This is a genomic window from Bradyrhizobium lablabi (genome assembly GCF_900141755.1).
Classification (GTDB): domain Bacteria; phylum Pseudomonadota; class Alphaproteobacteria; order Rhizobiales; family Xanthobacteraceae; genus Bradyrhizobium; species Bradyrhizobium lablabi_A.
The window spans coordinates 6,027,757-6,043,532 of sequence record NZ_LT670844.1 but is presented as its reverse complement, the minus strand read 5'-3'; the positions used below and the strand labels follow the sequence as shown (position 1 = coordinate 6,043,532).

The 15,776-nt window shown below is 62.2% G+C and carries 2 protein-coding genes; both read right to left on the bottom strand.

Annotated features, from left to right (window positions below; all coding sequences use genetic code 11):
* Nucleotides 1-115 precede the first annotated feature (115 nt).
* Nucleotides 116-14,641, bottom strand: a complete 14,526-nt coding sequence (locus B5526_RS28060; RefSeq protein ID WP_154071500.1) for a hypothetical protein — start codon at nt 14,639-14,641, stop codon at nt 116-118.
* Nucleotides 14,634-15,425, bottom strand: a complete 792-nt coding sequence (locus B5526_RS28050) for a hypothetical protein (RefSeq protein ID WP_154071499.1) — start codon at nt 15,423-15,425, stop codon at nt 14,634-14,636. Before B5526_RS28050 ends, B5526_RS28060 begins: the two co-directional genes overlap by 8 nt.
* Between the last annotated feature and the right edge of the window lie 351 nt (nt 15,426-15,776).

Here is a 15,776-nt window from a genome sequence, read left to right as displayed (position 1 = left end):
GCGTGCCAGATGCTCACTACCTTGGCCGCGACATTCAGCTCGCTGAAGCGGCGGTCTGAGGCTCGAAAGGCGAACAAAACTGAGTGCGCCTGCGTCCCCTGCCCCCAGCACGACGTCAGAACGAAACGCCATTTCCCGTAGAGATTTCATATCCTGAGGAACCGTAGGTGGGTATCAACAATCCTGAAGGGCCGACCCAGCCGTGATCATTGCTGTACATGACATAGCGCGTCGTCGAGCCGTTGCTGTCCGCTGCATAATTGCCCGAGCCATACATATCCATCCACGCGCTGAGCTGGGCATAGCCCGAATTGTTCGAGCCATAGAACCACATATCGGAAGCATTTTGGGCAATTGAGGTATTTGAATTGCCATTCATCGTAATTCTCGCGTAGTCGCCTGCGTTGGTATAATTGCTGCTGCCGTTGACCGTGGCTGACAACCCGGATCCAGCGCTGGTGTTGTTGGAGTTGCCATACAGATACAAGGCGTCATAGGCCGCTAGCGTGGTCGAATTGCTTGAGCCGTACACGTAGACGTTGGAGCTGTTACCGATAGTGCTGCCTTCCGAACTTCCCATGATGTACATCGTGCTGGAAGCGCCGGTTGAGGTAGTGTTGCCGGACCCGTAAACATAGCCGCCCGAAGAACTGCCGAGGGTGGTGTTGTTGTACGACGCATTGATGTTGAACGACGTGCCGTTTCCAGATTGGCTCGTATTGGAACTGCCTGTCACAGTGAGAGACGACGCGTTCCCGAGTACCGTATAATTGCTCGCGCCGCTGACGGTGGCGCTTGAACCATATCCTCCATAGCTGGTGTTCGAATTACCGGCGATCACCAGTGTCTCGTAGTTCCCGGTGGAGAGATATGAGGTCAGGTTGGAAGATCCGTTGATATGGGCGACCGAGCTATCTCCGAGATAATCGTTATTGCTGCCGCCGTTCACCGTCAGGTTCGAACTCGCCCCGATATTGCCGGTGTTGGAATTGCCCGCCACAAGCATCGTTGTGGACGCTCCGGACGTGGTCGAATCTTTGCTGCCGTTCACGGTGATGTTGCTGCCCACGCCGGCCGTTGTAGTGTCGCTGGTGCCATTGACCCACAGTGTTACATAATTCGTTGCCGTGGAAGTATCAGCCGCACCCGAAATCGTAAGGCTCGAATGATCTCCGACCGTCGTGTTGTCGGACGCGCCACTCGCGGTCACCGTCGAGCTGGCACCGGCGACGACGGTGTTCGTATCACCCGAGACCGTCATCGACGAAGACGACCCGACGGTCGTGGAATTGCTGGGTCCGGTGATGGTCGCATGCGCTCCGTTGCCGGTGTTGGTGGTGTTACCGGTTCCGCCGACCGAAAGCGTGACATTGGCGCCCGCAGTGGAATTGGCATTGGAGCCGTTGAGGACGAGAGTCCCGTTGTCGCCGAGTGTCGTAGTGGCCGACTTGCCGGCGATGGTGACAGACGATCCGGTCGCGGCGTTGATCGTATTGGTGTCACCGGAAACCGTCAGTGTCGAGTTCGCCAGAGCGGTCGTGTAGTTGCCAGCGCCTTTGACAATCACGGTCGAGTTTGTTCCGACCGTGCTGGTATCGGACGTCCCGGCCACTTGCAGCCATGACGAGTAGTCGGTCGTCGTCTTGTCGGTCGCGCCGTTCACCCACACCGTGGATTTAAACCCTGCGGTGCTGGTGTCGGAATTGCCGTTCACGGTCAGTTGCGAGTTGGCGCCGGTGGTCACGCCATCGCCCGAGCCGTTCACGGTGACGGTCGAGCCATCGCCGGCTGTCGTGGTATTCGAGGTACCGCCGATCGTCACGGTGGAACCAGGTCCGGCCACGGTTGTGTCGGTATTGCCGGTGATCGAGACGGTCGATGTGGAACCGGCCGTGCTCTGGTTGCCGGAGCCGGTCACCGACAGCGTCGAGGTCGCACCGGTGGTGACGGTGTTGGAGCCGCCGCTCACGGTGACATTGGAGCCGTCGCCGGCCTTGGCCGTGTTGGTATTGCTGGAGACGATCAGGGTCGAGCCAGTGCCGACCGTGATGCTGTCGGTCGATCCGGTCACGGTCGCGTTGGCGGATTTGCCGGTGACAACGGTGTTGCCGCTGCCGGCCAAACCAACGTGAGCAGTGTCGCCTGTGGTAACGCTGTTGGCGCTACCGCCGACGGTCGCGCCTGCGTTTGCACCTGCGGTGATCGTCGCATTGCTGCCGGTCGTGGTAAGGGTCGCATTGTCGCCGACCGTCGCCACGTCGTACGCTCCGGCCGCCATCACGGTAAGCCACGCGGATGCGGATGTGCTGGAGCCTAGCGTCTCGTGCGCGCCGTTGAGCGCAACGTTCGAATTGGCCCCGGCGGTGGCGCTATTCCAGTCGCCGGTCAATGTCAATGTCGATGCCAGGCCGCTCGTGAGGGTGTTGGACGAGCCCTTCGCCGTGATCACGGCGCTATCGCCGGCCGAGACCGTATTGCTGCTGCTGTTGACCGTCACGCTCGAACCGGTGCCGGCGCTGACCTGGTTCGAACCACCATCGACGGTGATGGTGCCCGAAGCCCCCGTCGTCAGGACATCGTTGGTACCGGTGACGTCCACGGTCGCGGTCGCGCCAAGCGTCAGATGGTCCTTGGTCCCGCTCAGCACGCCCTTGGCCCCCGTCGTCGCGGTGACGATGTTGCCGGAGCCGCCTTCGGTGATCGTCGCCTGCGCGCCGGCCACCACCGTGTTGGTTTGGCCGGAAATCAGCAGGGTCGATGAATCGCCTACCTGCACCAGATTGGTGTTGCCAGTCGCGTTGACCGTCGAAAGATCTCCTGCCGAGATCGTGTTGGAAGCGCCGCTGACGTTGACCACCGAGCTGTTGCCGACGGCGACCAGATTATGGTCGCCGGTCACGTTGGCGAGCGCATTATTGCCGGCGACCAGGATGCCGTTATTGCCGGCAGCCGTCAGAACAGCATTGTCTGCCTGGGTAAGACCCGTGCCCTGCTTGACATTGTTGCTCGAGCCGGTGATCGAGTCATTGCTGCCGGGCTCCAGGATCACCGAACCGTTGCTGATCGCCACGCTATCATTGTTGCCGGCGATGTCGAGCGTGGTGCCGGAGCCGTTGGCGGTCGCGGCATTGTTGTTGCCGATCAGGGTGATATTGGCGTTGGCGCCTGAAATGACGGTATCATTCGATCCGACGATGATCGCGCCGGCGCCGTCTGCCAGCGTGATGGTGGCATTTGAGATGGCGATGACATTGCCAGTGCCGCTAATAGTCACGGCGTCCTGCTTGCCGGACGCAACGACGGTATCGCCGGAGCTTTCGCTGATGGCGTTGCCATCGCCGGCAATCGCAGCCGTGCTGTTGGCGCCAAGCGCCAGCGACCCCTGGGTCATGACGATCGAGTCATTGACGCTGCCGGTGGTGACGTTGATCGACGTTCCGCTGCCGGTGACCGACAGGCTGGACTGGTTGCCGACCAGGTTGATCGCCACATTGCTGCCGACGTTCACGGTATCAGCCGAGCCGGTTAGTGTGCCGCCGGTGTTGTTCTCGAACCGCACATTGGCATTGCTGGTTGTGGCACTGGTGCCGGTGCCGGTGATGTCGACCGAGTCATGGGCACCCGTCATCGTCACCGAGGCGTTGGAGCGCAGCGTCACCGCGTCGCTGTCGCCGGTCGCGGTAGTGCCGGCGCCCGATTCAACGGTGATGGTGCCGGCGCTGATCGCGGTAGAATTGCCGGCGCCGATGACATCGACGGCGCTGCCCGCACCGGTCACGGCGAGACCGGTATTGGATTTTTGGGCGAAAATATCGCCGATGCCGGTAACGGCGGCGGAAGCATTATTCTCCAAGGTCAGCGTGCTTCCGCTCAGCGTTGCACTGGCACTCGAGCCGTCGACATCGAGCGACACGCCAGAACCTGTCGAGGTGACCGAATCCGACGCACCATTCAGCACGACTTTGCCGCTCGATCCGACCGTGACCGCATCGGAAGCGCCGGTGACGGTGACGGCCGCGAACGCGCCTGCCGTAACCGTGCCGCTCGATCCGGTGAGCGTCACGGTCGAGTAGTCGCCGGCGCCGATCGCGGCTCCGTCGCCATTGACCACAAGATTGGATTGCAGGCCACCGGTAACGGTCTCACCGGTACCGGTCGCCGTGGCGATCGCGTTGTTGCCGAGTGTGGCACTGTCATGGTCGCCGGCGATGGTGACGGAGACACTCTTGCCGCCCGCGATCGAACCGCCGGAGCCCGTCAGCGTCGCGGTCGCGCTGTTGCCGATCGCGAGCGTTTCGCTCGATCCTTGCGCAGTCAGCGACGAGCCGTCGCCGCCGCTGGCGCTGTTCTGGTCGCCCTTGACGGTGATGACCGCGCCGCTGCCCGCGACAACCGCATTGCCGGTGCCGCTGATCGCGACATGTGCTTTGCTTCCGGTAATGATGCTGGCGCCAGTGCCGTTCACCGTCACGGTGGCGTAGTCGGCGAGCGTGCCGGTATCATTATTCCCGGTGATGGTGAGGTTCGCCGCGTCGCCTGCCGAAACCTTGTCGGAAGCGCCAGCGATCACGATCGCAGCGCCGCTGCCCGCCTTGATGGCTGTCGTATCGCCCTTGAGGTTGAGCGAGACGTTGGCGGCAGCGGTAACCGAGCCGCCCGAGCCGGTCAGCGTGACCTGAACGCCATTGCCCGCCGAGACTGTCTCCCGCGCGCCGGTCGCGGTGACGATGGAATTATCGCCTGCGGTGATCTGTCCGTCGTCTCCGTTGACCGACACTGACGAGCCGGAGCCCGCCGACACGGCATCCTTTGCGCCGACAACCTGGATATTGGCGGCAATTCCGCCAGTGGTGCTATCGCCATCGCCATGGATCGTTATGGTCGAATGGTCGAGCGCGGTGGTGGTGTCGCCGGTGCCGGTGATCGTGACGTTAGCCGCGTTTCCGGCGGTGGTGGTATCTTGATTGCCATTGACGACAATTGTCGACTGGTCGAGCGCCGCCGCGATGTCGCTGGAGCCGTCGATCGTCACGGTCGCGGCGTTCCCGGCGGAGGTCGTGTCCCCGGTGCCGGCGATCGTCAGCGTCGATCCATTGCCGGCGGCGATCGCGTCGCTATTGCCTTTGAGCGTTAGCGCCACCGAAGTCCCGGTGCTGATCTGGTTGCTATCTCCGGTGATTGCGCCATTGAAATTGGCGGCGAGCGCGATGGTGCCGTTGCTCAGCGTGACCGCGTCTGCGGACCCTGCGACGCTGAGCGCAACGTTCGATCCGCCCGAGATGACGTCGCTGTCGCCATGGACCGATAGGCTGCTTCCGGCAGCGGCCACAACCGAACCGGCACTGATCGATACGGAGTTGCCGGTGCCCGACAGTTGGACCAAGCTCTTGGGTCCGCTGACGATGACGTTGTTATTGTTGCCCGTAAGATTCACGGTCGATCCGCGGCCGGCGTCGACCGTGTCGCCGTTGCCGGTGATGGTCCAAGTCGACGCATTGGGAACTTCTAGGATGACGTTGCTGAGCGAGACGGTCAGGTTCTTGTAATATTGGTTGTAGGTCCGGCTGCCGTTCTTGTTGAAGGTAATCTCTTCGACCAGGATGCCGTTGTTTTCGTAGACGCTCTCGTGGGCCAGGGACGTGTCCCCGGTGGCACCCGTGCCGTTGACCAGATTTGCCTTCCAGCCGGGCTCGTCCGGAACTTGGGTGATGCCGAGCTCTTCGGCGCGCAGCAGCGTCAGCTCCCAGCCGGCCGCGAAGGCGCTGTCCGGATTGAGCTCGATCAGCTGATTGATGGCCGTGGTGTTGGTCAGATAGGTCTCATAATCCTTGGCGACCTGCAGGTCGGAACTGATCGCTCCAATGTTGGCGTCCCGTTGCATCGCCGCGACGAGCGCGGTCATCACGATGGGGTCGCCGCCCGCAAGCTGCGCCTCCTGGAGCAGCGCCATGACGCTGTCCTGGGCCGCCTTGGTCCAGGCAGCGCTGGTATCGCCGCTGGTCGGCAGCGCCTCGTAGCCCGCACCGGGAATGTACACGCCGGCCTGGTTGCCCTGGAACGAGAACGTCACGCCGGTCTGGTTTCCCAGGAACGACGACGCCGCGCCGCTCACAGCTGGACCAACCAGCGAAGTGATCGTGGCACCGGTCATGCCGATGAGCGAATTGAGGGTGTTGTCGACCGCGGTCGCGATCGGGATGAACACGCTCGGACTGCCGCCTTGGTCGGAATACGAGCCCACGATGTTGATCGCGCCGCCGCTGACCCCGAGTGTCACCGATGCCGACGGCGGTCCGTCGTTACCGAACAGATCCCCGAACAATGTGCCGAGAACGTCGCCCAGGAACGAGCCGACGAAGTCTCCGACGATCATACCGATGGGGCCTCCTGCCGCGAATCCGAGAGTAGCTCCGATGTCTCCGCCAACCGTGCTGCCGATCTGACCTCCGATGGCGCCTTCCGGGTTGGTCGCGGGAACGAGCTCCGAGCCGAGCGAGCTGCCGAAGGCTCCCCCGACGGCCGCTCCGATATTGACAAAGAACCCGGCGTTGAAGCCGGCAAATAGCTGATCCACCGACGCGGTGGCCAGATCCTGGCCGCTGGCCACGATATTCTCAATATTGGTGATCAGCTGCTTGGTGATTGCCGCTCCGGTGATGGTGAACACGGTGCCGGCGAAACCCTTCAGTCCCAGAGCCTGGGCGGCCTCGGTCATCAACAGCGACGCGATCATCGCGTTTGCGGTGGCGACCGGCGGCCCCCCAGCGGCCTGGGTGGCATTGCCGAGGCTGCCGTCGAGCGCCGAGCCGGTGCCTCCCGTGGCGTCCGTGAGTGCTTGGCTCAAGTCGCGGACGGCGCTCGATTGCGCGATGGCCTGGCCGAGCATGCCGATCAGCGTCGACTTGGTGAGATTGGCGGCCAGCGAATTGCCGCCGAGGAACGATCCATAGGACGAGCCGATCCCGGCGGAACCCACCGTGCCGGTGCTGCCCCGCGCATCCGTGAACACCGTGCTCGTCGTGATGCCGAACGCGTAGGTCGTCTTGAGGGTGCTGCCATCGCTGGATTTGAGCGTCTCGCTCACGAGATTGCCGACGGCGTCGTAATCGCGTTCGTCGGAGGTCCCGTTGGCGTTGGCGGCAACCACGTTGCGGCTGCCGTCGATTTTCGTGGTGCTGGTCTGCACCAGGTCGAAGGTCCCGGAATTGGTGGTATCGGTCTGGATCACCTTGACCCGGCCGTCGGCGCTGGTGGTGATGAGCTGACGATCCTTGGCCGAGCCGTCGGCGTTGTGATCGGTCGCGGTGGCGACCGTGGTGCCGTCGATATTGGTTCGGGTGATCTCGGTGCGGTCGAAGACTCCTGTCCCCTTGGAATCGGTCTGCACGGTTTTCGAGCGGCCGTCGGCGCTGACCGACGCAACGGTCTGGTCGACCATGGTGCCGGCGGCATTGAAATCCTTCGCCACCGTGGTCGAACTGCCGTCGGCTGCGACGGTGGTGAGCTCGGTATGGTCGAAGAACCCGGCCCCGGTGGTGTCCTCCTGCAGGGTCTTGGTGCGCCCGTCGGCGCTGGTCGTCATGACGCCCTTCTGGTGAAGGCTGCCATCGGCGTTGGTGTCGACGATGGTTTCGGTGCGGCTGCCGTCGAGATTGACGACCGTCACGTCGCTGCGTGTCCGTGTGATCGCACCGGTCGCGGCAAGATATTGCTGCGTGGTTTTGGTCAGGCCGTCGGCGCTGGTGGTCAGGACGGTGCGGCCCGTGATCGTGCCGGCGGCGAAATCCGTCACCGTCTCGACGCTGCTGCCGTCGACGTGGCGCTGGATCACATCGGTCTGGTCGACGACGCCGTCGCCATTGCTGTCGCGGCTCGTCGTGACCGTCATTGCGTCGCCGCTGGTGGCGGTGACCGCGCGATCCCTGAGGCTGCCATCGGCGTTCAGATCCGAGAGCGTCTCCGTGGTGCTGCCATCGGCGTTGTGCTGCTTGACGTCGGTCTGGGTCTGGTTGAGCTGCTGATTGCCTGATGTCGAGAACTGCTTGGTCTGTGACAGGCCGTCGGCGCTGGTGGTGATGATCGATTTGGAGATTAACCCTCCGCTGGCGCTCAGCGCCGTCACGGTTTCAGTTCTGCTGCCGTCCGCATTGATCGCGGTGACGTCGGTGGTGGTTTGGTCAAAGCTGCCGCTGCCGGTAGTGTCCCATTGCTTGGTGATCGACAGGCCGTTGGCGTTGGTGGTCGCGACATAGCGCGAAATTAGCGCACCGCTCGCGCCCGTGTAGGTTACGGTCTCGGTCTTGCTGCCGTCGGCGTTGAGGACGGTCACGTCGGTCTTGGTCTCGCTGAAGGTACCGGCGCCGGTGAGATCGTATTGCGTGGCCGTGCCGAGCCCGTTGGCGCTGGTGGTGCTGACGATCTGATCCAACTTGGCGCCGGACGCAAAGTCGGTCACCGTCTCGGTATGGCTGCCGTCGGCGTTGAGCACCGTGACGTCGGTCCGCGTCGTATCGAACGTACCGGCGCCCTTGGTGTCACGTTGCGTCGTGACCGACAGGCCATTGGCGCTGGTGGTGGTCACCGAACGGTCGCGCAGCGAGCCGTCCGCGTTGAAGTCCGACACCGTGGCGACGACGCTGCCGTCGGCGTTGGTCTGCGTCACCAGGGTGCTGGTGGCGCCATTGAGAATGCGCTGCACCGTGACGGTGTTCCGGTCGGCGCTGGTGGTCGTGGTGACCTTGGCTCGCAGCGAACCGTCGGCGTTGAGGTCGGTGACGGTCTCGCTCTTGCTGCCGTCGGCATTGAGCGCGACGACATCGCTTTCGGTGAGATCGAACAGTCCGGAGCCGCGGTCGTCCCATTGCATGGTCTTCGAAAGGCCGTTGGCGCTGGTGGCCGTGACGGTTTTGTAGCGCAGCGTGCCGTCGCCGTTCAGGCAGGTTACGGTCTCGCTGCGGCTGCCGTCGGCATTCAGAACGACAATGTCCGTGTCGGTCTGGTTGAAGCTCCCGGCGCCGGTGGTGTCACGCTGCGTCGTCGTCGACAGCCCGCTTGCGCTCGTCGTCACAACGAGTCTATCCCTGAGCGTCCCGTCCGCATTGAAATCGGAGACGGCGTGGACCTTGCTGCCGTTGGCAATCAACGCGTCCGCCTCGGTTTGATTGAAAGCACCAGCGCCGTTGGTTTTCCGAAAGATCAAAACCGAGTTGCCGCTGGCACTGATTGTCGTGAAAGTCTGATCTCTCGCCGAGCCGTTGCCGTTGAGATCGGTAACCCACTCGCTGCGGCTGCCGTCGGCGTTGAGCAGCGTGACGTCGTCCCGGGTCTGGTTGAAGCTCCCGGAGCCCGACACATCTTGCTGCGTCGTGATCGATAGGCCATTCGCACTTGTCGTCGTGACAGTTTGATCTTTCAACGAGCCGTTGCTGTTGATATCCGTAACGGTCTCGGTGCGGCTGCCGTCGGTATTGAGCACGGTGACGTCGGTTCGGTCCTGGTTGAAGGTCCCAGAACCCGACACATCCTGCTGCGCTGCAATCGATAGACCATTCGCATTCGTCGTCGTGACAGTCTGATCTTTCACCGAGCCGTTGCTGTTGAGATCAGTCACCCGCTCGGTGCGGCTGCCGTCGGCGTTGAGCACCGTGACGTCGCTCCGGATCTGGTTGAAGCTCCCGGAGCCCGACACATCCTGCTGTGTCGTGATCGATAGACCATTCGCACTCGTCGTCGTGACAGTCCGATCTTTCAACGAGCCGTTGGCGCTGTAATCGGCGACGGTCGACGTCACGCTGCCGTCGGCATTCAACACGCGGGTCTGAATCTCATCGAAATGGCCAACGCCATGCGAATCGATTTGCTTCGTGGTGGTCCGACGATCGGAACTGACCGTTGTCACCGCTTTCGACCTCAGCGAGCCGTTTGCGTTGGTATCGGTGACGGTCTCGGTGTTGCTGCCGTCCGAATTGAGGGCGGTAACGTCGGTTTCGGTCAGGTCAAAGCTGCCGGCTCCTGTGGTGTCTTCCTGCTTGGTGTTCGACAGCCCGTTGGCGCTGATCGTGACAACCTTCTTGTCCAGCAGCGTGCCGTTCGCACTCTGGTCAGCCACCGTCTCCGTCCGGCTGCCGTCCGCATTCAGAACCGTCACATCCGTTCGTGTCTCGTTGAATGTACCGGCCCCCGTCGTATCCCGCTGCGTCGTCGTCGACAGCCCGCTTGCGCTCGTCGTCACAACGAGCCTATCCCTGAGCGTCCTGTCCGCATTGAAATCGGAGACGGCGTGGACCTTGCTGCCGTTGGCAATCAACGCGTCCGCCTCGGTTTGATTGAAAGCACCAGCGCCGTTGGTGTTCCGAAAGATCAAAACCGAGTTGCCGCTGGCACTGATTGTCGTGAAAGTCTGATCTCTCGCCGAGCCGTTGCCGTTGAGATCGGTAACCCACTCGCTGCGGCTGCCGTCGGCGTTGAGCAGCGTGACGTCGTCCCGGGTCTGGTTGAAGGTCCCGGAGCCCGACACATCTTGCTGCGTCGTGATCGATAGGCCATTCGCACTTGTCGTCGTGACAGTTATATCTTTCACCGAGCCGTTGCTGTTGATATCCGTAACGGTCTCGGTGCGGCTGCCGTCGGTATTGAGCACGGTGACGTCGGTTCGGTCCTGGTTGAAGGTCCCAGAACCCGACACATCCTGCTGCGTTGCAATCGATAGACCATTCGCATTCGTTGTCGTGACAGTCCGATCTTTCACCGAGCCGTTGCTGTTGAAATCGACAACCCACTCGGTGCGGCTGCCGTCGGCGTTGAGTGTCGTGACGTCGCTCCGGGTCCGGTCGAAGCTGCCGGCGCCGGTCGAGTCCGATTGCGTCGTCACCGAGAGGCCGTTGGCGCTGGTGGTGGTGACGGTGCGGTCCCGCAGCGAACCGTCGAGATTGAGGTCGGCGACATCAGTCGTCACGACGCCGGCGACGCTGGTGGTCTGGGTCTTGATCTGGTCGACATGACCGTCGCCATTGGCATCGATGGCTGTCGACACCGTCAGCCGGTCCGCGCTGGTAACGACGACGGTGCGGTCGTGCAGCGAGCCATCGGCGTTGAGATCGCTCACCGTCTCGGTCTTGCTGCCGTCGGCATTGAGCGTCGTGACATCTAGCCGGGTGCGATTGAAGCTGCCGCTGCCGATGGTATCGCTCTGGGTGGTGATGGACAGCCCATTGGCGCTGGTCGTGGTCACCGAGCGGTCGAGCAGCGCGCCATTGGCGCTGCTGTCAACCACCGTCTCGGTGCGGCTGCCGTCGGCGTTGACCGCGATGACATCGGCGTGGGTGCGATCGAAGGTTCCGGAGCCGGTCAAGTCCTGCTGAGTGGTGGTCGCAAGTCCGCTGGCGCTGACGCTGGTGACCGTGCGATCCCTCAGCGAGCCATCGGCGTTGAGATCGCTGACGGTGTCGACGCTCGATCCATCGGCGGCGACGGCGATGGTCTCGGTATGATCGATGATCCCGCCGCCATTGGTATCCGCTTGCACCGTGCGCGAGCGGCCGTCCGCGCCGCGCACGGTCGTGGTTTGATCGCGCAGCGAACCGTTCGCGTTGCGATCGATCACGGTCTCGGTCTTGCTGCCGTCGGCATTGGCAATTGTGACGTCCGAAGTCGTGATATCGAATGTGCCGTTGCCGTCGAGATCGCGGGCTACGGTCTTCGACAGTCCGTCGGCGCTGAGCGTGGTGACGGTCTGGTCACGCAGCGAGCCATCGGCGTTGCGATCGGTCTGCGTCGTCACCGAGCTGCCATCGGCGGCAACCACGATCGCCGATGCCGTGGTCAGATCGATCGTGCCGTTGCCGTCGAGATCGCTTTGCGTCGTCTTGGTACGGCCGTCGGCGCTGGTCGCCGTGACCGAGCTGTCGCGCAGCGAGCCGTTCTGATAGAGATCCTTGACGGTCTCGCTGCGGCTGCCGTCGGCGGCGACCACGGTCACGTCGCTGCGGGTCTGATCGAACACGCCGGCGCCGGTCGAATCCGTTTGCAGCAGTTTTGTCAGTCCGTCCTGGCTGGTGGTGGAGACCGTGCGATCCCTGAGCGAGCCGTCGGCGTTGAGATCGGAGACGGTGATGGTCTTGCTGCCGTCGGCATTGGTGACGTGCAGCTCGGTCTGGTCGGTGCGGCCGTTGCCGTGAAGGTCGCGCGCGATCGTCACCGTCTGGCCCCCCGCCTGCGCGGGGGCAGGCTCTGGGCTGGTGGTGGTGACGGTCCGGTTGCTGAGCGCGCCGGTGGCGTCGAAATTGGCGATCGTATTGGTCGTGCTGCCGTCGGCATTAGCGGTGTTAACGATGGTCTGGGTCTGGTCGAAAATCCCGCTGCCGCTGTGGTTGAATTTTATCGTCCGCGACGCGCCGTCGGCGCTGGTGGTGGTGACGGTCTCATTGGCGAGGCTGCCGTCGGGATTGGATGCCTTGACGTCGATCGTGGTCGAGCCGTCGGCATTCTTGGTGACGGTCTGCGATGTCGCATAGCCGTTGGCGTCATAGGCGAGCGAGACGTCGGCCGCGGCGCCGGTCGTGCCGTCGGCTTTGGTGAAGGTGGTCTGGCCGGAGATCACCGAGCCATCCGCCAGCACGTTCTTGTTGTTGTCGGTGGTGAGATTGATCGAGGTGATGCCGAGCTGGGTCAGCGTCTCGAACGTGGTGGTCCCGTCGGCGTTGGTCACCAGCACGCCGAACTTACTCCAATTGGCGTCGCGCGAATCGAGCTTGCCGTCGTGGTTGGTGTCGAACACGTCGCGCAGCGCCTGCATGTCCGAGGTCGCGGTCGGATCCCAGTTGGTGAACTGATACTCGTTCGGCTGGTCGATCTTGCCGGTGCCCTTGAGATCGATCGCCAGCACGCCATTGCCGACGCCCGCCCACGCGGTGCGATTCTGGTAGCCGTCACCGGTCATGTCGTGGAACTGGCTCGACGATCCGAGCTGGGTGATGTTGATGCCGTGGCCGGTGAGGTCGAGGACGACGGGATTGCCGGAGCCGGTGGGGACGTTGTCCCCGCTGAAATCCTGAATTTGATTGTTATCGCCCGAGATGATCCCCGAATCCGCGGGTGGCGAAGCGGTTTGGATCAGCACGGTCGGCGCGTCGGTACCGGTTGGGCTGCCGACATTATTTGGGAAATAGGCGGGCCAGTTCGCGGTCGTACCGGACGGACCGTCCGGCGACGCAAACGCCATCTGGCCATTCTGGGTATTTAGCGTCGAACTGTTAATGACCGTGTCGCTCGGCGCGACGCCATTGGCGGTTTGGGGAATGGTGGGGTCAGTCGCGCCGTTGGCTAATGGAGAATCGGGAGGGCTTAGGGTCTTGCCGTCCGGCACGGAGTAGACCGTGTTGCCAACGGTCTCGTCATGATAACCGTCGCGACTACCCCCGTAGATGTGAAGACGCGTTACACCATTACTGTCATAACTGACCGCGGGCCCAAGCAGAACCGCGCCGACAGAGGCTGGATCGACGATTGTTCCGTTAAGGGGTGTCGTATCAAACGATACGTCTCCACCTTTCAAGTGTTCGGCGCTGCTCGGAGAAAGCGCCGAGCCAGCCAGCCAACCATCGCTCGCGCCGCTTATCGAGGCTCGCGACGCACTTGATGCCGACCAACCGACCGGGGCGAAATTGCCCCATCGGTTGTTGAGCGAGGTTTGGGGGCTCGGCTGCTGCCGACCCAGCGATGGCGTGCTAACGATCGAGTTGTAGAGTGCGGTTACGCCAGCTTCCCCGAGGTAGGCCCCGGCAATACCGCCCACGATACCGCCGGCGAAACCGCCGAGGATATTGCCGAGACCCGGCTCGACAGTGCCCGCGACAGCCCCCGCGGTTCCAAACAATTCAGCGCCTGCGAGAAGTCCTCCCAGCGCCGCTCCGCCCGCCAGACCTCCGCCGCCGCGCCCAAGGAACTGCGCCCCGGAAAGTCCGGCGCCCGAAGTATCTCCAGCGGCGAGTTGCTGGCTGATCTGACCGTATGTGAAATAACCGTCTAAGCCGAAGCCTACGGCGCCAACGACGGCACCACCGTTACGAAGCACCGTTCCCACCGCACGCATGCTGCTCGACGCGCCTCGGACCCCGGAGATGGCGCGGCCGTATTGCTCGGCTTGCGTGATATTTTTTACCTCGCCCGTGAGATCGGAAACAGCTTTCACTTCGTCGTAGTGCTCTGTGCCGCCCGACCAAAGCGAAAAGGTTCTGTAGCTAAGATCAATCCGAACGATTTCGCCGCTTGGCAGCGTAACCCTATTCTGCGGAAACCCCGCCAGATCCATCCTCAAATTGGTGACATTGCGCCCGTATTGCGAGGTAACAACATTGCGGGCGTCGATCGTCGCCGCGTTTCCTTGCCGGCCAATGGAGGTGTTGGAATAATAGGGGTCCGTGCGCAGAATGGGATCGGCTCTTCTGCCGACTGGATCGAAATCCATTCCCGCGTTTGCGATTGCATCTCTAAGAGATGTCGTGATCGTCACCGTCGGGGCGCTGCCGAGATAAGACCGATAAGCGCCTTCTCCCCAAGGATAAACGTTCAGTACGCCGACGCCTGTTCCATAGAGGCTGCCTCCAAAGGAATAGGTCAGATTCTGATTGTTGAAATCACTCATCGCCGTTGTCCTCTTCCTCTGTTTCTGAATCCATCAGCCTCGAATAATCGCCCGCCGACATCTCATCCCGGAGTTTGTAAGGATCACCTGCGGGATAGTCTCGAAGTATGCTTTTGAACATGTTTAGAAGCCATTCCCGGACATTGCGGCGACTTTCTTTGCTGCGCTGGTAGTAACGACAGGCGCTCGGGTAGGTCGACAGATAGAGCATCTCATGAGCAAAGCTATGGACCTGATGAAGTGGTGACGCATCCCAAGTAGGATCATCCCAGCCGGTCAGCTTCGGTCTCTGGAAACTCATGCCGGGCGATCGCTTGAGCATCTTCGATCTGCGGGGCAGGATCGCGGACGTGGGCTCGAGGGCCCAATGCAGCCTCGGGCAATTGGCGATGATGATTTCTCCAAGCGCGATGCCCATGTCGAACACGACGTTGTTTCCGGCGTTCTCGCCGGTCCATGGTGGGTCGTAGGTGAAATAGGAATCCGTTGGATGGCCATCAGGACCAATGACGAGCAAGAGCCCGGCATACCTGTTGCCCCAGCGGCTGAGCGCCCGGATACCTCTTTCGTCCGGCGTGATCGTCGCCCAGAAATAGCGCCGGAGCCAATTTCGAAAATACGCGAAGCGCTCCAGCCGCACGCGCATGAAGTTGTCGAAATTCTCTGTCGCCTGCTCTCTGGAAAGAAGATACTCCTCGACCTTGTGCGGCGGATCGTAAGGCGGGTAGTCGCGTAAGGCGCGCCGCAGCCAGAATTTTCTTAGCCACATTTGGGGCAGAAGCATCTACGCCTCGATCCGAACGACAAGGAGGGTTCCGAAGGAATACAGGCGAAATCCTGTGAGTGAAACCGCTGCGCCAGAAGGAGATTGGGTCATCGCGATGATCTCAGATTACACGTTGCCCCAAGGGCTGCATCGACACCGCATCCGACGCAAGACCGTTCGAACAAATCCGCTTCCGCCAATGAGACTGCCGCAAGACGCTCGTTAGTCCAGACTTCTTTCCAGGGCCAAGAACTCATCTCTCCCTCCCGGCTTCCCTCACCGCCTGCACCACCGGCCAGAGCAAATATTCGATCACGCGGCGGTCGCCGGTCTTGATCTCGGCGGAGACGCGCATGCCCGGCGTTTGTA